Source organism: Bacteroides sp. GD17 (genome assembly GCF_038448625.1).
In the GTDB taxonomy this organism is placed as follows: Bacteria; Bacteroidota; Bacteroidia; order Bacteroidales; family Bacteroidaceae; genus Bacteroides.
Map to the genome: position 1 here is coordinate 13,410 of NZ_JBCEZS010000016.1, position 22,298 is coordinate 35,707.

The 22,298-nt window shown below is 44.2% G+C and carries 15 protein-coding genes and 1 CRISPR repeat array (1 of these 16 only partly in view); of the genes, 4 read left to right on the forward strand and 11 right to left on the reverse strand.

Translation table 11 applies throughout. The features are described 5' to 3' along the window. A CRISPR array of direct repeats spans nucleotides 1-664; the repeat unit is 47 nt; unit sequence GTTGTGATTTGCTTTCATTTTAGTATCTTTGAACCATTAGAAACAAC; it begins 533 nt to the left of the window's first position. 107 nt (nucleotides 665-771) lie between these two features. The 4 genes from cas2 to cas9 form a co-directional block, all read right to left on the reverse strand. Next, nucleotides 772-1,104, reverse strand: coding sequence for a CRISPR-associated endonuclease Cas2 (gene cas2 / locus AAE250_RS19735; protein WP_342289314.1), 333 nt, complete (start codon nucleotides 1,102-1,104; stop codon nucleotides 772-774). Then, complete coding sequence (gene cas1, locus AAE250_RS19740) at nucleotides 1,104-2,033, reverse strand: type II CRISPR-associated endonuclease Cas1 (RefSeq protein ID WP_342289315.1); 930 nt, start codon at nucleotides 2,031-2,033, stop codon at nucleotides 1,104-1,106. Before cas1 ends, cas2 begins: the two co-directional genes overlap by 1 nt. Nucleotides 2,034-2,125: 92 nt before the next feature. Next, nucleotides 2,126-2,770 (reverse strand): BRO-N domain-containing protein, encoded by a 645-nt coding sequence (locus AAE250_RS19745; RefSeq protein ID WP_342289316.1) that lies wholly within the window; start codon nucleotides 2,768-2,770, stop codon nucleotides 2,126-2,128. A gap of 69 nt (nucleotides 2,771-2,839) precedes the next feature. After that, entirely contained in the window at nucleotides 2,840-7,216 is a 4,377-nt protein-coding gene (gene cas9 / locus AAE250_RS19750) for a type II CRISPR RNA-guided endonuclease Cas9 (RefSeq protein WP_342289317.1), read from the reverse strand. A 444-nt stretch (nucleotides 7,217-7,660) separates the two neighbouring features. Between cas9 and AAE250_RS19755 the strand changes: the two genes are divergently transcribed. Both AAE250_RS19755 and nudC read left to right on the forward strand, forming a co-directional pair. Then, a complete protein-coding gene (locus AAE250_RS19755) occupies nucleotides 7,661-8,299 on the forward strand; it encodes an HU family DNA-binding protein (RefSeq protein ID WP_294603395.1) in 639 nt (212 codons plus the stop codon). 51 nt (nucleotides 8,300-8,350) lie between these two features. Then, nucleotides 8,351-9,145 carry an NAD(+) diphosphatase gene (gene nudC / locus AAE250_RS19760; protein WP_294603368.1) on the forward strand — a complete coding sequence of 265 codons (795 nt, stop codon included), beginning with the start codon at nucleotides 8,351-8,353 and terminating at the stop codon, nucleotides 9,143-9,145. A 236-nt stretch (nucleotides 9,146-9,381) separates the two neighbouring features. Here nudC and AAE250_RS19765 read toward each other — a convergent pair whose 3' ends face one another. The 6 genes from AAE250_RS19765 to AAE250_RS19790 all read right to left on the reverse strand — a co-directional run bounded on the left by AAE250_RS19765 (nucleotide 9,382) and on the right by AAE250_RS19790 (nucleotide 17,816). Further along, nucleotides 9,382-10,815 (reverse strand): basic amino acid/polyamine antiporter, encoded by a 1,434-nt coding sequence (locus AAE250_RS19765; protein WP_294603371.1) that lies wholly within the window; start codon nucleotides 10,813-10,815, stop codon nucleotides 9,382-9,384. Between the two features lie 5 nt (nucleotides 10,816-10,820). Beyond that, on the reverse strand, nucleotides 10,821-11,450 hold the full coding sequence (locus AAE250_RS19770; protein ID WP_294603374.1) for a pyruvoyl-dependent arginine decarboxylase: 630 nt from the start codon (nucleotides 11,448-11,450) through the stop codon (nucleotides 10,821-10,823). A gap of 39 nt (nucleotides 11,451-11,489) precedes the next feature. Next, on the reverse strand, nucleotides 11,490-12,389 hold the full coding sequence (locus tag AAE250_RS19775) for a histidine decarboxylase, pyruvoyl type (RefSeq protein ID WP_294603377.1): 900 nt from the start codon (nucleotides 12,387-12,389) through the stop codon (nucleotides 11,490-11,492). A gap of 195 nt (nucleotides 12,390-12,584) precedes the next feature. Beyond that, nucleotides 12,585-14,324: a phospho-sugar mutase gene (locus AAE250_RS19780; protein ID WP_294603381.1), complete on the reverse strand. Its 1,740-nt coding sequence runs from the start codon at nucleotides 14,322-14,324 to the stop codon at nucleotides 12,585-12,587. Nucleotides 14,325-14,480: 156 nt separating this feature from the next. Then, a complete protein-coding gene (locus AAE250_RS19785; protein WP_294603384.1) occupies nucleotides 14,481-16,124 on the reverse strand; it encodes a C69 family dipeptidase in 1,644 nt (547 codons plus the stop codon). A gap of 36 nt (nucleotides 16,125-16,160) precedes the next feature. Further along, nucleotides 16,161-17,816, reverse strand: coding sequence for a M23 family metallopeptidase (locus AAE250_RS19790; protein ID WP_294603387.1), 1,656 nt, complete (start codon nucleotides 17,814-17,816; stop codon nucleotides 16,161-16,163). 238 nt (nucleotides 17,817-18,054) lie between these two features. Between AAE250_RS19790 and ald the strand changes: the two genes are divergently transcribed. Continuing rightward, complete coding sequence (ald, locus tag AAE250_RS19795; protein ID WP_294603390.1) at nucleotides 18,055-19,161, forward strand: alanine dehydrogenase; 1,107 nt, start codon at nucleotides 18,055-18,057, stop codon at nucleotides 19,159-19,161. Between the two features lie 36 nt (nucleotides 19,162-19,197). Here ald and AAE250_RS19800 read toward each other — a convergent pair whose 3' ends face one another. After that, on the reverse strand, nucleotides 19,198-20,451 hold the full coding sequence (locus tag AAE250_RS19800) for an MFS transporter (protein ID WP_294603393.1): 1,254 nt from the start codon (nucleotides 20,449-20,451) through the stop codon (nucleotides 19,198-19,200). Nucleotides 20,452-20,843: 392 nt separating this feature from the next. Between AAE250_RS19800 and AAE250_RS19805 the strand changes: the two genes are divergently transcribed. Then, entirely contained in the window at nucleotides 20,844-22,280 is a 1,437-nt protein-coding gene (locus AAE250_RS19805) for a glutamate decarboxylase (protein ID WP_294603591.1), read from the forward strand. Nucleotides 22,281-22,298 lie beyond the last annotated feature (18 nt).

Genomic DNA, 22,298 nt, shown 5'->3' on the forward strand with positions numbered 1-22,298 from the left:
GAATGCGTTGTGATTTGCTTTCATTTTAGTATCTTTGAACCATTAGAAACAACGCCGGAACATTCCCCCTTCGGCGAGGAAAGGTTGTGATTTGCTTTCATTTTAGTATCTTTGAACCATTAGAAACAACATCCACGATGGAAAACCGTGCTAACGAAGAGTTGTGATTTGCTTTCATTTTAGTATCTTTGAACCATTAGAAACAACACCCCTTTCCCACTCCACGGGGACCCCCTGTTGTGATTTGCTTTCATTTTAGTATCTTTGAACCATTAGAAACAACTAGCTCATACTAATACTGTTACGGGAGATGTTGTGATTTGCTTTCATTTTAGTATCTTTGAACCATTAGAAACAACTTGAGAGAATATTAATTCTGCAGCAGAAGGTTGTGATTTGCTTTCATTTTAGTATCTTTGAACCATTAGAAACAACGCCGAATTCCGCCAAAAGCATAGCCCGTAGTTGTGATTTGCTTTCATTTTAGTATCTTTGAACCATTAGAAACAACCGTCCCGTCTGTCGGCGTTCCCCGCGCTGAGTTGTGATTTGCTTTCATTTTAGTATCTTTGAACCATTAGAAACAACCTCTGCGTGTGAGGTTACCATCGCGAAGGGTTGTGATTTGCTTTCATTTTAGTATCTTTGAACCATTAGAAACAACTCATTATCATTTATCGACTCATATTCAAATAGTTACATCACTATTTAGAAATAAAAAAAGGAGGTTGTTTCCAAGAGAAAATCCCACCAGATGGTGGGATTTTCTTTTCAGAACAACTCCAACTGTTGCCCAGGAGTATTCACATCCATTGTTTTCTTTCCATAGAAAAGTTCAATATTTCCAAATTGTTTATCCGTAATGCACATGATTCCAACATTTCCATGTTCCGGTAGAAAAGATTTAACTCTTTTTATATGTACCGCTGCATTTTCGCTACTTGCACAATGACGGACATATATAGAAAACTGAAACATCGTAAATCCATCTTTTTGCAGATTCTTCCTAAAATCTGCATATGCCTTCTTATCCTTTTTGGTCTCAGTAGGCAAATCAAACAGTACAAGTACCCACATAATACGATATTCACTAAATCGATCCATTACATCTTTGGATAGGATATTCTACGCAATTCACCATCAAAACATTTGTAAAGAGAAGCTGTAGTCTGGCTTACAGCTACCATCAACGGGCTACGCTTTCCTGAAATATTAGTTTCCAATGTGGGAATAGTAAGCAATTGTGCTTTCAAATCTTTAGTTAAGTCAGTATAATTACATCCCTTTCGAATTATACTATATACTAATTTATCTACATACGGACGATATGGTTCCATTATATCATCTGCCAAACAATAAGCATTATAACGATTATGATGATGTATACCTAAAGTAGGCAAAAGTCCACTGACAACTAAACTACGAGCAACCACTGCGCGTAAAATAGCATATCCGTAATTCAACAGATTATTAGGCGGAATGCCCTCTCTATCTCTTGTAAATCCTTCTATCTTGAACAAATTCTTCCAGTAATATGCTGCAGCGCGGGCCTCCAAATTATCAGAATCTCCACTTTTCACATCCGCAGCCCATATTTTCATACATTTTATTTCTTCTCCTGTACATTCATTCAACACCACTGCTTGATTCTCGATTTTTGCTTTTATCGTTTGCTGCCAAAGTTGTTTCATCAATGGCAGAGAAGCATCAAGTTGCTGTCGAAACCGTTCGTTTTGTGTCGTATTCCCATATAAAGGAAGCATTAAACCAACCGGCATACTTTTACTATCACATGTTATGATTGCACAATTATTTTCAAGCAAAGCTTCCAGTGCTCCCGAAGTAATAGTAATCTGCTTATTATCCAGCACCACCACTCCGATATCCTCTATCGGTTTATTTATCTCAGATTTCTGCTTGAAGTCTTCAGGCAAAGCAGTACTTTTGACAATCTCAGGCAATTTAATTACCAGCTGAGCATTTTTCAAAGATAGATAAACAGGGTTTCCGAAATAAAGTGTTTTCTTAATCATAATATTTAGACTTATAGATTATTTATTCATCATTTTCTTCAAAAGGCATTTGCAAAATGTCATCTTTTCCATCAGAATCTGATAAAAAATTATCAGGAGAAATAATACTTCCAGCTCTTTTCAGCCTGTTCACGAGCTACACCTGCAACATTTCCACCACGCTGTGCCACTTGCTTACTTTTTGTAAATGTATCCGGCTTTTCTTTCTGAGAAATTTCGGTCGTAACACGTTCTCCAAGCATAGTGAAGATTAACTCTAAATCAGACATATGATCACGGAGATTCTGGTTTTTCTTTGTCAAACCCTTATATATCTTATAGTCGGAAGGAGTCAGTCCCAATGTAGCCTTAGAAATTTCAGACGTAAGAATGGCATAATCACTCTTCTCGGTAATTCCCCTTTCCTTCCATTCATCTGTCAAACTCTGACGAATAGCAATACCCCTCAAACGTTTATCAATCCAATCCTTTGGATATCCTTTTTGCTCATAAAGTTCGTTCATACGCTCTTGGGCTAATTCCGGATTTTCAATTTCTAGTACACGTTCATATCCTACTTGCGCTAACCAAAGTTTGAAAGGCTCAGCTTTAGAAGAAGGAATAGATTGAATAATGCGAAACAAAGCTTGTACATTTGCCGCCAATGTTTTCTTTCTTTTTCCCGTTTCCGTCATCATTTCTACCTGGGGACAATTTGTCCCCAGGTAAATAGCCAATGCATCATCTCGTTTTCTCATTTTTTTCAAATAGTCTGTAGGGTTCACACTATCAGTAGAAGTCTAATTCCACATATTCATTAGCAAATATTATAAACGATTTTTAAATGTTATCAAGCCATCCGGAGATATATAAAAATCAATATCCTCTAAAAGACAATTTGTAACATTAATACCCTGCCTTATTTTTTCCGGCAAAGCATCAAACGACTTTATAGATTCCCCCTTTCCTAATTCACTATCAGGCTTTGCGCATATATGTTTTTTCAATTTTATTCTAGAAGGATTCTCAAAACCAAGAATAACATATAGCCTATCCGACAACTTATCATTAGACATCTCCATAATACCTGCAAGTTCATTACTATCTTTATAGAGTATTACTTGCTTACCAGCTTGTAATATAGCCTCCAAATAATACTTTTCTTTTTTCTTATCATCTTCCAAGACTTCTGCTATGTCATAACCATATTTTCTATTCTCACTTATATCAAATAAACTTATCACTTCATATCGTACCTTTGTTTTGTCTGCATTAGAATATTTACACATCGCATACAAATCACCCATCTCAGCATAATAATACTGCTTGTATTCCTTATCAGACAGATATGATTGTGGCTTAACGGTTAAAGGATTTTGCATAGAGGTATAGCACCTTATATGTCTGATTTTATTCACCTTATCTCCATCCCTATTCAGCATATAAAAGCCCTCATCGCATGCCTCTTTAAAAGACTTCCCATCGCATTGCCGCTTGATTATATGAAATAAGTGTTCGTCAACAATAGATATATGTAAATCATCTAAGTCCTTAAATCCATTATCTGTAGGTGTTTTCTTATATTTCAATTCTCTCCGAATAACATACGAGATATCTTTATATGAAGTTAAATAATCTTTTTCATCTTTCTTCTTGGATTGCTTAATAGCACCATAAAAAGAATCCCCATGTAACTTTCCTCTAATGCAATCGCCCTTAATCCAATGTTTTGGTATTTTATTTCCATCCTTATCCACACAAATTTGTCCATTTTCATCTCTCTGCCAAACAACTTTCCCTCTTTTCCTCATTTTTCGTTTTGCCGGAACCAAGGTCTGATCCTTTGAAATATGATTAATTAAAATATTCTCCTCGATATAATCAGATAAAGAAGAAATATTCCCTATTCGGCAAGAGCGAACTTCTCTTTGCAATTCATTCTCCAAATATTCTATGTTTAAACCGAGTTTTTTATCTTCCTGTTTCTTATAAAACAGCTCCAGCATTCTATCTCGTTTAGCAGCCACAGGTATTAATGAAAGAATTGTAGCATCAATAGCATGATGTGAATGTTTATCGCGACTCTTTTTCTCATCAACAGACTGTACCCCAAGTATCTTGCGGAAGTTAGCTGTTACCAAGCCTTTTTGAACTTCGACTTTACTGAATACAGATTTCAAATAATGATAAGCATACTTAGTAATCAGCCTTGTATCATTCAGTTGACTATGTTTGAATCCATCGGTCACTTCTGTCATAGTAAAACGTGACAGTTTGTCTTGCCAATAGTCCAATTCCATCTGCCATAAATGCTTTTGCCGTATAGCTTTATCTTTTAGATCTTTAGTCTGAGCCTGCTTTGACTTCTGTTTCCAAAATTCCACATTATTTCTCAGTTGCTCTATTTTATTTCTCCAAGGTTGCAAGCGAGGTTCTATTTCTTCTTTATACCCAGGCAGCTCTGTCGGTATCTTGTTCTTTTTTATATGACGATTGTAATAAGCGTCACATACCGTCAAATTTGCCAATGAGTCATCAAAGGACTTACTCCTGGGTATAGTATGTTCAAAATCAGTTTTATTTTCATCAAATAATTCAGAAATACTAATGGTTTTACCTGTATAGATGCATTGCATCCCTTGTTCTAACCACAAACGGTACTTTGTAACATCTTTCTTATATAGGAAATCCTTAGTCTTCCCTATTATTTTCTTCTTTTTCTTGTTGTTTGTATCGTCTTCAGTTTCTACTTCATATCGCTTTTTATCGAATAAGTATTCAGGATTCTGTTCAATAAGCAGGCGTGCTTTTTCTATATCATCATCACTTTTCTCTTCACCTTTTAGCCCTTTGATGGCTTCAATTATCGCCTTATTTTCCTTTTCTCTTTCACGTTGGTATTCTTCAATAGCCCATCGCATATTAACATCGTTCAAATCACGGGCTGTTTCAACAACAATCCTCGTATCTTCTTCGACGAGCCCTTCTTTAATGAAATAATTAATAAGATTGCGTAACTGGTGCAGAGTGCGCATAGCCATTGGATTTTTAAACGCACCTATTACCGGACTTCCCAATAACTTTTTCGACAACATGACACCATTATACTCAAACTCTTGTTCATCGACCGGTTTATAAAATTCAACCATTGACGGATGATATAATTTCCCCAATTTCTTACAAGCAGCACAATGACACTGCAAACCTGTTTGAGGTTCAACAAAACCATTAGCACAATATAGGTCAGGGAAATTATTAGACAGATACAGTTTTATCGTATCTCCCAATTTTGGCAAATGAAAATAATCACGTTTGGATGTAGAAAAAAATCGCTGATACAAATTCTCAACATCTTTTAATACTTTACCTTTTGCTTCTTGCGTTTCCTTTTCCCATGATTTCTCTCCAAATGCTTCTATTACATATTTCTCAATCTCTTTTTTATCTGAGTCATCCAATTGATACTCTACATTTTTATAAGCAAACTGCTCATTGTATTCCAACGATTTATAAGCAGAAATCAAATTATTGACAATATTCAGAATACGTTTTTCTTCTCGGTTTCGGCTTACCCATCCATTAATAGACTCCAAGATACTCTTTTCGTTGTCTTCCCATAATCTTTGTCCTGCGATTTCAGGGATTTTAGCAAGCAATGCGGCTTCTATATATATGTAACCTTTGTATAAAGGATTACCTTTCTTCGGTACCAAAAAATTATTTATGTTACGAATAGCTTTTATACTCAACATTGAATATCCCTGAGGTATTGCAATCCAAAGATTCAGAAACTGCCTTACTTGTTTATCATCTAATCCCAATGATTTGGCAAATTCCGCTACGACCTCTTCATCATCATATGAAAAACAAACATGCCATATATCTTCTATTGAGTAGGAAACAATATGTTCTTTGCCCTTTTTATCCTTTCGTATTTTATCAGACTGATACTTATATTCTTCCCATTCTTCACCAAAAAGACTCTTCAACCGCCCGGAAACAGGACAACCCGAGACATTAGTTCTATCACTATAATTAATGGTTTTCTTTTCCTTAGACATGTGGCAGTCTTGCAACATTCCAATTTCTTTCTCAATCCATTTACGAATAACTTCAAACTTAAAACTTGCTTTTATCTGAAGAAACTTCTCATTATAAAGTTTCAACTTTTGTTCAATGGTGAGATTTTGCCATTCCTCATCAATAGTCCTTCTGTATTGAATATTATTAATGAAAGCAAATGCACGGAATTTCTCAAATTCAGGATGACTAACCGGGCAGCGAGGTTTTGCCGGTTCCAACGTACACTTTCCCACTAATCCCTTTTGTGAACGTAACGGCCGTTTATAAAAGATGCACCCACTTTTTCTGTCACTATATATACGTTTATAAAAATCTCCGTTTATGTCCAATCCATTTTGAAATTCGAATATATATTTTATCTCTGCTTTATATTGAGAGCGCACAGCCTGATATTTACTTGCTCGCACTCGAATACCTTCTCTTTCTAATTGGGAAAAAGCACAACCCACAGTATATAGAGCATTCTCTTCCATATATGTGGTCAAATCCTTAGATTTTTTTTCTTCCGACTTTTTCAATGAAACAGATTCCAAGTTTATTTCATCAACCGCATTGTCTTTTACAGCATCTTCCTGTTCCTTCAAGGTTTCTCCTTTGCTGCTTTTAAAACCACGCCGTTGAGCTATATGATACAAAGCACGCCCCAGCTTAAAGCGATTAATCTCTTGTGAAAAATCCAATTGCACGATTGCCAACTCTTCCCGCAACTGGTAAGGACTTAAATAATCAGGTTTCCCGTCTCCATCAAAGTCCAACCTTACCCATTGTTCAAACTTAATAGCGTCAATCGGATACTGACGTTTCAATTTCTTTGCTTTATCATATATCCTCCACTTATCCAAATCTTCGTTAGATAGTGGACAAAAACCAAATTCAATAAGTACCGCAAGTGTTTCCCAAATACGATATTTTCGAGCTTGATAAAGCCGTCTCGAAGAACGGTGTTTTGTCCGTTCTGCCGCATACGAAAATTCTCCGGTTTTACTGTTTCCAACCCCTTTCTGAAAAATAATAGAACCGAATCTTACTAATTGTTCTGTAATATTTGCTCCTTTATCGGTATCACGTAAACTATAGCCGATAGAAGCTGTCCCTAAATCAAGTCCTAAAACATTTGCCATGTGATTTTCTTATTTTTATTTTGTTACTATTTTATTCTTTATTATCTTTGTACTCAAGATACTTAAAGTGAAAGACTTTTCACAATAAGGCTATAAGCCGAAGAAATCTTAGCTCCGCGTACTCCGTGGAGCTTTTCTTTTTCTCAAATTTACAACATTTTTATATATTGTAAAATATTTCTCGTATTTATATTTATTTTTCTATCAACTAATAAATTCTCTCCCCAAAACTATTCCCCATATCTCTAAAAACTATATCTTTGTATGCCAATAATATTTCGTCCGACATTTGTTTCTCTTTCGTCCGACAATTGTCGGACGAAAGAGAAACAAATGTCGGACGAAATAGAAACAGTTGTTGGACGAGTACTTCTTAGTAAAGAAAGAAATAGTTTATCGCAGCAACTGAAATTATTCATCGTAGTAATAGAAAACATTTATCTTATGAGTGCATATTACGACCTTTATGAAACGCCTTCCCCGAAAGGAAAAGAAGATGAACCATCTCTCCATGCCCGCATATGCCCTAAAGTGACTTATACGCAGAAAGAATTTGTGGAACATGTAGCCACATTTCAACATCTGCCTAAAAGCGTTATAGGAGCTGCGCTGGATGCCTGCATAGATGAGCTTTGCGACCTGCTGGCCGATGGAAATATTGTAGAGTTAGGAGACTTGGGCTTCTTCAGTACCTCACTGAAATGTCTACGTGAAACGGATGATGAAAAAAAGAAAATCAGATCCGAATCCGTCCGATTTCAAAATGTAAACTTGCGCATCAGCAGCACATTCCGCAAGAAAATCAGACGTGCAATGACACTGGAACGGGTGCATTCCACGACCAAGAAGTCAAAAAAAATAAAGAGCACCGAAGAGTCAAGAAAAGAAAAGCTGATGTTGTTCCTCCAAAAAAATATATGCATAACCAAAACTGAATATATTCAATTGACCGGACTGACAAGACATGCCGCTATAGACGAACTGAACAAATTCATTTCGCAAGGATTTTTGCGTCGCCGCGGAATAAGCAGATCCACAGTCTACGTCAAGCAAGAAGAGGAAACGGACAAGCAGGATTCTTAACTAAAAAAAGATATAAACCAAGAAATTATATTCAATATTTAATATCAAGTAATGGAAACTACAGAAATCGAATTTCCGGTGCAGTGGTTCGTCTTTTTCAAAGACCAACTGCTGCTGAAAAAAGAAGAGAACAATACATACAGTGTACCTTGCGGAACAGAGCCTCCAATACGGCCAACGGCAGGACAAAAGATACAAGATGTAACACTCACGGATGGCAGGAAAGTAAAGGCATTTGCCGTAATGCAGCCAATAGCCGAGACGGAAGAATGGGTAATGATCGGTCTGCGTGCCTCTTACGACTGCCTTCCTTTAGACGACTATCAGGCTGCGGGAAAAGCATTTCAGATACTCTATTGGGACGAGCACAGTCGATTCTGCCCCGTATGCGGCATGCCGATGAAGCAGGAAGCGCCGATAATGAAGAAATGCTCCAACTGCGGCAACGAAATGTATCCGCCCGTTTCTACGGCAATCATCGTACTGATACGGAAAGGAAAAGAAATCCTGCTGGTACACGCACGAAACTTCCGGGGAACATTCTACGGACTGGTAGCCGGATTCCTGGAAACGGGCGAAACCCTTGAACAATGTGTACAACGTGAAGTATTGGAAGAAACAGGACTGAAAGTAAAAAACATCACCTACTTCGGCAATCAGCCCTGGCCCTACCCCAGCGGATTAATGGTGGGATTCATTGCCGACTATGAAAGCGGAGAAATCAAATTGCAAGACGACGAACTTTCCGCCGCAGGATTCTATTCCAAAGATAATCTGCCGGAGATACCACGCAAACTGAGCATTGCGCGAAAGTTGATTGACTGGTGGCTGGAAAATAATAATTAGTGAATAGTAATTGGTGAATCAATAATAAGTAGTAAGCAATAAATAATCACCGATTGATAATTAAAAAAGCAGATTGCGGAAGACACGCACTCACAAACGAACAACTACGAATGAAACGACTCTCATTCACATCAACCAATCGGCGTGTCTTCGCAATCTGCATATACTAAACTTCTCACGGGGCTCTTTGTTCATCGGCCCCCGAACTTTAATCCTTAATTTTCAATTTTTAATTCTTAAAGTCCCGCCTTGCCCATTGCCAGCAGTATCACGGCTATCACGGCACAAGCCGCGATGATCCATGCCAGCCAGCGTTCGGCATTGGAGAAGATAGGTTCGCCCTGCGCCCGGTTCTGTTTGCGCGCCACTACATAGAAGTAGATGCCGACCAAATAGAAGATAGACGTCACGAGCAAAAGTAGTAATCCGCCTGCATAGAGCAACCAAAAGCAAAACAAGGAAGACACAATACCGATGACACGGTATTTGTTGATTGTTTTCGCATCAGTTGTCTTCAACTCTCCTTTCATGAAACTTGCCCTCACAAGGTAAAGTCCACAGAAAAGATAAGCAGGAAGAATCATTACACCGGTAATGTCGATGGCGGCATCGTAAACGGACTTCGCCATGACAACCATTATCATAAACACCTGCATGATGATACTGGATATCAGCAACGCATAAATAGGCGTGGAAGCCTTGTTCTCACGCAAGAACGATTTCGGCAGAATCTTCACCTGAGCAGCCGTGTAGGGCACCTGCGCACACATCAACGTCCAGGCAATCCAACCACCGATGACGGAAACGATGACACTGAGCACCACAAACGTATAAGCCCAGTTGCCCACCGCATGCTTCAGGACGTATGCCACGGACGGATCGTCCAGCTTTGCCAAGTCAGGCTGACTCATGATGCCATAGGACAAAACGCTGATCAGCGCATACAGCACCAATGCCAGCAGAAAGCCGATGACACCCGCCTTACCCACATCTTTACTGTTGCGGGCATGGGCCGACATCACTACCGCACCTTCCACTCCGATGAAGCACCACAGCGTGACGAGCATCGTGCTCTTCACCTGCGTCCCGATGGAGCCCAAGTCGGTGGCATGTCCCCAGAAGTCAAAACTCAGCGCACCTACTTTAAAGAAAATAAAGAGGATAATGACAATTAATATCAACGCCGCGAACTTCACAACAGTAACCATCGTATTCAGTGCGGCAGCGGCTTTTACGCCTCTTGCGACCAGGAAATACATGGCCCAGATAAAGAACGATCCGAACAACACCGTCTGCCACCCATGATGCAGCAGCACGGGGAAGAACTCACCGAACGAGTCATTGAGCATCACGGCAAAAGCCACGTTACCCATTGCCGCGCACAGCCAGTAGCCCCAGGCGATGTTGAACCCCACATAATTGCCAAAACCCTCTTTTGCGTACTGATAGATACCTGCATTGAGATCAGGACGGGCATCGGCCAGCACCTTGAAGTTGAGCACAAGGAACAACACTCCCACTCCCGAAATAATCCAGGAGATGATAGTGGCTCCCAGCCCGGCTCCTTGCGCCATGTTCTGCGAGATATTGAAAATACCTCCGCCTATCATGGAACCGAAGACGATGGCGACGAGTCCGCCCAATCCTAATTTCTTTGAAGTATCAGCCATGACGTTTATTTAGCTAAAGGTGCATAACCGAAGTTCAAGAATCCGATAGCCGTCAGACAGTAGGCAAACGGATTATCAGAAGGTATATTGATGAAGTTATGGAACAATTCCTTGTCTCCGTCCTGCTCCATGCCGCGCATGGAAAGTTCGTGATTCAGCGATTTGTTCAGCCACATGCGTGCTTCGGCAGCAGCAATCTCGTCATCGATCTTCGAGTCGTAGAACTGTACGTATTCGGCCGCAAAACCGCCTACAAACTTACCGTCCTTCTTGGCCCAAACAATGCCCACACCTGTGGCGATGGCTTTATGTTCTGCATAGTTAGCACCCGTTCCGGCAATGATTACCTCGAGCACGGCACCGTGATGGAACTGCTCCTTGATGTCGGGACGATAAGGCAGATAATGGAATTTCTGATTCATCTCCGGGGTGATGGTCACCAGGTTACCGCGGATTTCGGGCGGCATGACGGAAGTGTAGGGAATTACATTGAAGTTCTCGATGCCTGCTTCGTGCAAAGCGAGGTCATAAGCAAAAGTTTCATACGGCTGAGGTGGAATACCATCGTTAAAAACACCTGTACCACCTGTTACAAATCCAAAAATAGGATAACGAGTTCCTTTCATTTCATCCATGATAATAAGAATTTTAAAAGTTAAAGTTTAGGTTTATAATCACTCAATCGTTGTCAGAGGTTCCAGAGCCAGTTTCTTTTCCCATTCGTCGATGGGCATGCCTTTCAGGTCGGAAGCCTTCATACCTTGGGGAATGGCATTTTGTGCCAGATATACGTAGGGGGCGCAAGTCAGGGCACAGCCCACTTGATGCGGCTCTACAAACGTGTATTTGTAGCCCACATAGATACGGTCGTACTCTACGGACTGATCTTGACCACACAGCACGATGCTGTTGGTGACTTTGCGGAGCGAGCCTTCCAGGAAACCGATCAATTCGGCTTCGGTGGTATTGTCGTCACCATACGTATTGGCGTCTTCGATGAAGAGGCAGGAGCCGTCGCTACGGTTTTTCAGGATGGCAATGCCGATAGCCGACCATACCCACAGCGGACCGTGAGCCGTAACGTCCTTATTGGCACAAATGACGTGTGCACCCGGCATGGGCGGAAAACGGCGTTGCTTCTCGCGTCCGAAAAGACGTTCGCTGGCTTCGAGCAACGGGCGAGCGTTGTAAACGGGGATAGCGGGTTTTCCGTCCGGTTGTTCCTGCATGTACATGGGTTTCTCCTTGCCGGTGGCGATGTCTTCGTGCACAGCAAGGTCATAGCCCCATACGGCACCATTCTGTCCGCAGAAGGAAGATACGGTCAGCATGTTGATTTGCCCGATGTAGGCGTCGTTCTTCTCGCAACGGTCGTACGAAACGATACCCTCGGTCACCGCATCGAGGTCTTTCACATCGACCGTACCCACAGAGAGTTTCATGGTAGAGATATATCCCTGACCATCCGGAGCACCGGGATTCATATACCCCATGCAGAATTCTTTACTTGGCCCTACGGCCTGTTCAATCACTTTGGCGGCATCGTACTTGATGCCTGCTACTAAATCTTTCATAATTACTTTATAGTTTAGGTTTAGATGTCCCTATAGAACGGGGTTTAACACTGAAAGATTTAGTGGTTGACTTAAAGTATACCAAAGAAGTTTAATGCAGAAAAATCGTCAGCATGCACTGTCTAAAAACAAGAAAGGTGTAACCCTTCGCAGAATTACACCTTTCTATTTGCTTTTTTCTATTATCTATTATTATCAGATACCAAGTGACTTGCGCACAGCTTCCACTTTCTTTTCAGCATCCGCATTGGCGCTGACATAACACTTCGGACAACCCATTTCGCCTTTCACTTCGATATAGAACTTGATCTTGGGTTCCGTACCCGACGGACGCACGGAAATCTTCGTACCGTCTTCCGTGAAATACTGAAGCACATTCGATGCTTCCGGCATATCCAGATCGCTTACTTTTCCCTGATCAGTCACTTTCAGCGTCTTGTAGTCCTTGATTACCTTCACGGGCGATCCTCCGATTTCCTTCGGCGGATTGGCACGGAAGTTATCCATCATAGCTTTGATTTCTTCGGCACCGCTCTTACCCGGTTTCACCACATTGACAGTGGTTTCTTTGGAGAAGCCGTACTCTACGTAGATGTCCATCAGCACGTCATACAGCGTCTTGCCCTGGTCTTTTGCCCATGCACAGATTTCGGCCAGCAAGGAGCAGGCAGAAACGGCATCTTTATCGCGAACGAAATCTTCGGCCAGGAAGCCGTAGCTTTCTTCACCGCCGCCGATGTATTGCTGCTTGCCTTCGCTCAGACGGATTTCGCGTGCAATCCACTTGAAGCCGGTGTAGCAATCGCGCATTTCAATCTTGTTCTTGTCGGCCACCGCCTTAATCAGTTCGGTAGTTACAATGGTCTTTACAATGAAGTCATTGGGCTGCATCTTACCCATTGCAATACGGTTCTTGATGATGTAGTACAAGAAGATCAGGCAAGTCTGGTTACCGTTGATAAGTACCCATTCGCCCTTATCGTCCTTGCAAGCCATACCTACGCGGTCGGCGTCGGGGTCGCTTGCCATTACGATGTCGGCATCGATCTTCTTTGCCAGGGCGATAGCCATAGAGAGGGCTTCGGCATTTTCGGGATTCGGAGATACAACGGTCGGGAAGTTACCATCCTTCACCATCTGTTCGGGCACGCAGTTGATGTTCTCAAAGCCCCATTCCTTCAGAGAATCCGGAATGAGCACACGGCCTGCACCATGAAGCGGCGTATAAACAATGCTGAGGTCTTTCTGACGTTTGATGACTTCGGGGTCGATAGAAATGGAATGTACCTTATCCAAATATACTTTATCCACTTCCTTACCGATAATCTGAATCAAATCGGGATTGCCGTTGAACTTGATGTCGGCAACGGTTACTTTGTTTACTTCGTCGATGATAGCGGTATCGTGCGGGGCAAGTACCTGGGCGCCGTCATCCCAATAAGCCTTGTAGCCGTTGTATTCTCTCGGGTTGTGGCTGGCAGTAATGTTGATACCGCTTTGGCAACCGAAGTGACGAATAGCAAACGAAACTTCGGGGGTAGGACGCAAATCATCGAAAAGATATACCTTAATACCGTTTGCAGAGAAGATGTCGGCAGAAATCTTGGCGAACTTGTCGCTGTTGTTGCGGCAGTCGTAACCTACTACTACTGAGATCTGGTCTTTACCGGCAAAGCATTTGTTCAGGTAGTTGGACAAACCTTGAGTAGCAGCACCTACGGTGTAGATATTCATGCGGTTGGTTCCGGCACCCATAATGCCGCGCAGACCACCCGTTCCAAATTCCAAATCCTTATAAAAGCTGTCTATCAGTTCGGTTTTATCGGGATTTTCCAACATGCGTTTCACTTCTGCCTGAGTTTCGGCATCGTATGCCGGGGTAAGCCATTTTTCGGCTTTCTCAGTTACCTGCTTAATCAGTTCCTGATTTTCCATAAGACTGTTACTATTTTAAAGGTTAATATAAACTTTTTGTTAAGACACAAATGTAGGAGATTAAGTTCGAATATCCTAATTTTTTTCAACAGAGATTACATAGATTACACAGATTTTATAAGAAAGATGAAGAACCTGTGTAACCTATGCACGAACTTATTCCGGCATTTTATATCTGTCTCCCGTCTGCTTGACGTACTCTTCAAGGAATTCTTTCGGGTATCCGGGACGAACTACGCCTGCCGGCTGGCCGATGGAATTACGCTCGAACTTACCGTCCTTCATACGTTTTACAACGCCATCATTATATTTTACGATAAGGAATTCGCCGAGGCGTTTCCAGGTATCGAAAGTACTTTGAGCCGTCATGTTCGTATAGTTGGTAAGGAATGCTTTTGCTTTGGCAGGATCTTTTGCCAGGAGTTTGGCAGCAGCGGCCTCAACACCTTCCTGGGCTTCGTTAAAAGTAGTTTCCAGTTCCGTCTGAGTAGCACGTACATCCCCTATCATCAGGTCGTAGCGGGGATAAACCATATTGGCAACCCAATTGAAGATCCAGAAAGCCGAGTTCCAGGAGAAGGTGATATAATCGGCACCATCTACGCGGCTATAGCATACGGGAATCTTGTCCGTACAGCAATATACAGGAGTAAACACGGTCATGTTGGCATCATCCGTACCGAACCACAGCACGCCACCAATGGCATCGGGTAATTCGGAACGCATCTGTGCCACAAACACAAAGCCGCTCTGCTGGGTGGAGATAGGACGTTCGTTGAAGTACTCCTGATCGCCTACCTTGAAAGAAAGAGGAGAAAGACGGTAGGGAGTATGATACGGGCCGGCACCGAAGTCCTTGCTGATATCAAGAGGAGTTCCTTCGTAATGATCGCGCATAGCGTTCTTGACGTCCTGCACGGAGATTTTACGGCTGGGCTTGAGGAACAGCGGCATCGGAGTATTTGTTTCACCTAATATATAAGGTAAGAATTCGTTGCCACGGTCGGTAAACATGTTGAAGTAGCTCCATACGCGGGCTTCGCAGTAGCGGCGTGCACCGAAATCGAGAGGCGCATACGCATTGGCAAAGCTGAAGTCCTTGTTTACGCCGTCAAAGTAGCCCTTTTCGCGAGCAAAGGAGACAACGTCGGAAGAGTACATGCAATTGTTCTTATCGTTCATATCGAACTGATGGATGCGGCTTTGGTTGGCATGTGCAGAGATGCAATCGTCGGGAACACGAACGGCTACCCATACGGCGCCACGCACACCGGGACCTTTACCTATCATTTCCATAATCCAGATTTCGTTGGGATCGGCAATAGTGAAGGATTCACCGCTGCTGTAATAGCCGTATTCCTGCACAAGGTCCGTCATCACCTTGATGGCTTCGCGGGCGGTGCGTGAACGTTGCAGGCCAAGATAAATCAGACTGCCGTAGTCGATAATACCGGTAGTGTCCACCAATTCGGGACGACCGCCAAAGGTGGTTTCGCCGATGGTAAGCTGGAACTCGTTCATGTTGCCGATGACGTTGTACGTCTGGCGTGCTTGTTCTATCCGGCCGAGGTATTTGCCGGTATCCCACTCGTGGACGTCGATCAACGTACCCTTCTTGTGCATGCCTGCGGGATAATGATACAACTCGCCGAACAGCCCGTAGGAGTCGGCAGAATAAGATACGATGGTAGAACCGTCTGTAGAGGCATTCTTGCCTACGATCAGGTTGGTACAAGCCAGGGCATTCACCACTGCTGCTACCACGAATAAGACGGAAAGAGTCAGTCTTTTGCTTTTCATACTTCAGTTATTATTGTTGTTATTAATGTTTTTCATTTACCAGACGAATTCAAATTGTTCGGTAGTCCGGTTGCCGCAGCCGTCTGTTACGGTCATCTCCACAATGTGCTTCCCGCCCTTTTCCACATGTTTCGGGTCGAGTTCGCAAACAATATCGCCGCTGATGGAGTTCGGCTTGCCAAACAAGGCATATTTTCCGTCAATCGTGCCGCGGTAGGTTTCGATCCCTGTTTCTTTATCCTTCGCTTTGAAAACAATGCGCCCCATGCGCCCCCATTGAACCTTATTTACCGGGATTATCTGAGGAGGAACGGTATCGACAGCTACTGTATACGTTCCCAGGTCGCGAATGCGGACTTTCATAAAACCGTCCTCGTACTTACCTCCTACACTGTATTTTCCGCCACGGGCGGTGACACCGGCCACGTAATATTTCGTCATATCTTCTACAGGACGACGGCGCAGACCGATGCGTAAATCACATGCACCATGCATCGGAATACGGGTGTCATTCAGCTGATAGGTAAAGGCAATATCACCGCTATCGGCACGTACGGCATAATTCAGCCAGGCATCATCGTAAAGCATGCCTTTGGGAATGACCAGTTCCAATCCCGGTTCTTGCAGATAATTCACCTTGTCCCACTTGAAGGCATATTTCTCACGATGTTCTACCGGACGGATATCCATCTTCCTGCCTTGCACCGTAAAACGGACTTTGGACGTATTGCCCAGCGCATCGCTCAGGGTATAGACAAACTGATAGGGACGTTCTTCGTTGATTTCCACCAGTCCGCGATTTCCATTAGATGCATGCAGCATGCGCAGGCGGTTGCCCGGTTCGATGAAAGATTTCATATATTGTCCGTGTGTCCACGAATTGATGTATCGGTTTTCTTCGTACGCAAAGCGGTCTACCACACTGCGGAAAACCTCTTTGCCATCGACTTCAAGAACAACGTTTTTTACACCATACTTATTATGCACTCCGTCCATATAGTCGTAGGCTCGGATGCCGGCTCCTATCAGTCCCCAGGCAGTAATGGGTTTCACCGGACGCGCAGGAAAGGCCTGGCGGGACTGCTTGCCCTCCACCACTCCTTTGCCGGGTTGCGGAAACAGCATGATGCCTTCGGCACGCGGGGCTGTATTGTCTTTCACTTTATCCATAAAGAAAGGCAACGGGTCTACATAATCTTCCGTCTCCGTTTCGAAGACGTCCAGATGCAGATGCGGCCCGAAAGAATAACCGGTATTACCGCTCAGAGCGATGACCTGCCCGGCCTTTACGGGATATTCATCGGGAGCGGGCGTGATTTCCACTTCCCAGCTTTCCTTTTCGTATTGCAAGGCTTCTACCCTGCGGGCTATATCTCCCACAAAGGCGCTGAGGTGGCGGTTTATCGTGGAGTAACCATTATTGTAGGTCACATCGAGCACATAGCCCGATCCATGAGTGACGCGGATACGGGAGATATGTCCGTCGGCCAGGGCACGCACTTGCTTGCCGATGGTACCGCCGGTCTTAAAGTCCAATCCGCCATGAAAGTGATTGGCACGTATCTCGCCGAAGTTGCCGGAAAAAGTGATGGGAAAATCAAAAGGAGGAGCAAATGTGGCCGTCTCTTGTGCCCGCACTCCACCGGCTACGAATAAAAGAGACAAGACAAAAGGCTTTATATATAGTTTCATTACAATAACTTCTTTCTTATTAACGCAGGCAAAGATAAAAATAATCCCAATCTTTGCCATATAAAAAAGTGAATAAAACAATAAGATATTGGGGTGGTTTCACCAGCCTTACGAAGCAAATAAGTAGCAAATAGAAAGGATGACACCCGTTTTATGCTCTAAAACATGGAGGGAGCGATAACAATGTGTTTTCCATTTTCGTATCTTTCGCCATGTTTAACCCATAAATAATAAGGTTATGATTATCGGAGTACCTAAAGAAATCAAGAACAATGAGAACCGCGTAGGAATGACCCCTGCCGGAGTAGCCGAGTTGGTGAAGCAAGGTCATACGGTGTATGTGCAAGCCACGGCAGGCGCAAACAGCGGATTCTCGGACGATGATTACATCGCCGTAGGTGCACGGACTTTACCTACCATTGAAGCTACGTATGCCGCAGCCGACATGATTGTCAAGGTAAAGGAACCCATTGCACCGGAGTACAAACTGATTAAAAAGGGACAAGTGGTATTTACATATTTCCACTTCGCAGCCGATAAATTATTGACCGAAGCCATGATTGAAAGCGGTGCCATTTGTATTGCCTACGAAACGGTGGAGAAAGAAGACCGCTCCTTGCCTCTCCTTACCCCGATGAGCGAAGTGGCAGGACGCATGGCAACGCAGGTAGGAGCCCGTTTCCTTGAGAAGCCTCAGGGCGGAAAAGGCAAACTGATGGGCGGCGTAACGGGAGTACGTCCCGCACGTGTACTCGTCCTCGGTGCAGGCATTGTAGGAACCAATGCTGCGCAGATAGCTGCCGGAATGGGTGCCGAAGTACTGATTACGGATATCAACCTCTCTCGCTTGCGCTACCTCAGCGAAGTGATGCCCAAGAATGTGAAGACGCTTTATTCTTCGACGCACAACATCAAGATGGAGCTGCCGAATATAGACCTCGTTATTGGTTCTGTCCTCATCCCGGGCGATAAAGCACCGCACCTCATCACCAAGGAAATGCTGAAGATGATGAAGCCGGGTACTGTCCTCGTGGATGTTGCCATTGACCAGGGCGGATGTTTCGAGACTTCCCACCCGACGACGCACAGTGATCCGACGTATGTGGTGGATGGCATTGTGCACTATGCAGTAGCCAACATCCCCGGTGCCGTACCGTTCACCTCGACCATGGCGCTGACGAATGCGACACTGCCCTATACCGTAGCCCTGGCGTGCAAAGGCTGGAGACAAGCCTGCAAGGACGACCCGGCACTGGCATTAGGATTGAATGTGGTAGAAGGTAAGGTGACGTACAAGGCCGTGGCAGATGTGTTCGGGCTGAAGTATGAGCCGATAGAGCTATAAAAGGGGAATTTAGCGCGCGCAAGCGCGCTAACCTACCTATTTATCATCAAACAAAAAGTCTTTCCTCCGGACATGCGCCCAACACATGGCTCCCACCGTAATGCAAAGATTAAAGATAAACGGAAATTCCTTGGAATTCGTATGAAATAATGATTGGAAGAAGTCTGTGATAAACGGAGACAGCAGAATAGCAAGGTAATTCATCACCATCACAAAGGCAAGCGCCAAGGTCGTTTTGGCAGGAACGGCAGTATCTACCGTTTTGTCGTAGACGAGCGGCTGAATAACGCCGTAGCCTAAACCTACCAGAAGACAACCGGGTATTATCAGCCACTCCCTGGGCGAAATCCATATCAGCAGCAGCCCCGCAGCAATAGACAGAAGACTATAGAACTTTGCATTTCCCCCCAAGTATTTAACGATATGCCCCAGGAAAAAGCCGGGCGCCATGATAGCAAGGAAAAACAAAGAAATCATCAGACCGGAATCTCCGCTGGAGAAATGATGCGCCTCCATAAGGAAAGGCAGATTAAAGGTAACTACCAAAACCACATAGGTAATCAGACCATAAAACAGCATCAGTTGTATAAGGTGACGGATATGAATGCCGTATCTGCCGCGGATATCGGGGACAGGAGCAGAAGGAAGAGAAGAGGCAGAGGCAGAAGAGGCAGAGACCGCCCCCTCCTCCTCTTGTGCATTCGCAGCAGCCGATTGATTACCGTCATCTTTAAGATAAGCACAAAGCACAAGCGACACCAGTGGTAAAAGATAAACCACGAACGGTAGATGCCAGTCAGCCTCAGCAAGATAGCCTGTCACTGCCGTTGCCACCACCAGCGTTGCATTTGTTATAGCCGAACTGTAGCCGAATTGCCGTACCCGATACGTCCCCGTGAAGTAACGTGAAATCAAACCGGTGGAAAGCGGAATGATCAGTCCCGAACCTATTCCGAGCAAGGCACTCACGGCCATCAGTTGCCACATCTTCGAAGAAAAAAGATAGAGTACTCCACTTGCTGCAAACATCCAAAGCCCTACGCGCAGCAGACGGACAAAGTCCCGCTTCTCCGCCAACTTGCCTGCCAGCAGGACGAATGGGATAATGAGTAGCGATGGCAGCGAAGTGAGCATCTGTATGTCCAGCTCCGTGGCACGCGGAAAGATGGTGGAAAGTTGCCCCAGTATGGGCGAAACCGCCAGTCCAGGCAGTGAAGTCAGTGCAGAGACAGACCAAATGCCGATAAGCGTAATAAGAGGGATTGTTCCCTGTCCGGTATTGATTCTCATATCCGAATGGTGTTAATTGGTGACTGGGAAACAACAAATCATTCTATAGAAAGTTTATTATATAAATGGGAATTTAGCGGAGTATCTTAAATTCCTCCGCCTGAAAGGGGAGGTGCCCGTAGGGCGGAGGGGGTTCACATCCGAAGGGACTTGCACAAAGTTACTTTCTATTTATGTAAGACCCCTCCGCCCGCAAGCGGGCACCTCCCCTTTCAGGCGGAGGAGTTTGAGATACACTTGTTATCACACGACGCTAAATCATCATTTATCCCCCACCCTTTAATAAACGCCAAAATATGTAAATCGCCGGAACTTTCCTCCGCAAACCTCGTTCTTGTGGGAAATTCGACGGGGAAACGCCCCGCCGCCTAAACCTTTAAAAACTTATTTATATGGAAGATTTGAATTTCAGAAAAGGAGATGCAAAAACTGACGTATTCGGTTCAAACCGTATGTTGCAACCCTCACCGGTAGAGAAAATCCCCGATGGACCTACCACTCCGGAGATAGCCTACCAGATGGTAAAAGACGAAACATTCGCCCAAACACAGCCTCGCCTCAACCTGGCTACGTTCGTCACTACCTATATGGACGACTACGCCACCAAGCTGATGAACGAAGCCATAAACATCAACTACATCGACGAGACCGAATATCCGCGCATCGCCGTAATGAACGGTAAATGTATCAACATCGTTGCCAACCTCTGGAACTCCCCCGAAAAGGATACCTGGAAAACCGGCGCACTGGCCATCGGTTCTTCAGAAGCCTGTATGTTGGGTGGTGTAGCCGCTTGGTTGCGTTGGCGCAAGAAACGCCAGGCCGAAGGCAAACCGTTCGACAAACCGAACTTCGTTATCTCCACCGGTTTCCAGGTGGTATGGGAAAAATTCGCCCAACTGTGGCAGATTGAAATGCGTGAAGTACCCTTGACGCTGGACAAGACCACACTCGACCCCGAAGAAGCCCTGAAGATGTGCGACGAAAACACCATCTGTATCGTACCCATCCAAGGCGTAACGTGGACGGGACTGAACGATGACGTCGAAGCACTGGACAAAGCCCTCGACGCTTACAATGCCAAAACCGGCTACGACATTCCTATCCACGTAGATGCTGCCAGCGGCGGTTTCATCCTCCCGTTCCTCTATCCTGATACGAAATGGGACTTCCGCCTGAAGTGGGTACTCTCCATCAGCGTCAGCGGACACAAGTTCGGTTTGGTTTACCCGGGTCTGGGCTGGGTTGTTTGGAAAGGCAAGGAATATCTGCCCGAAGAAATGTCATTCAGCGTCAACTACCTCGGCGCCAACATCACACAAGTCGGTTTGAACTTCTCCCGTCCTGCCGCACAAATCCTGGGACAGTATTACCAATTTATCCGCCTCGGATTCCAAGGTTACAAGGAAGTACAGTTCAATTCACTGAGCATCGCAAAATACATCCACCGCGAAATAGGCAAGATGGCTCCGTTCGTCAACTACTCCGAAGACGTAGTGAACCCGTTGTTCATCTGGTACTTGAAGCCTGACTATGCAAGAACTGCCAAATGGACGTTGTACGACCTGCAAGACAAGCTGGCTCAACATGGCTGGATGGTACCGGCATACACATTGCCTTCCAAGCTGGAAGATTACGTCGTGATGCGTGTCGTTGTCCGTCAGGGATTCAGCCGCGACATGGCCGACATGTTGCTGGGCGACATCAAGAACGCCATCGCCGAACTGGAGAAGCTGGACTATCCGACTCCTACCCGCATGGCACAGGACAAAAATCTGCCGATAGAAAGCAAAGTGTTCAATCACGGTTGCCGCGCTCACAAAAAATAGTAGAATGTGATAGAGTGA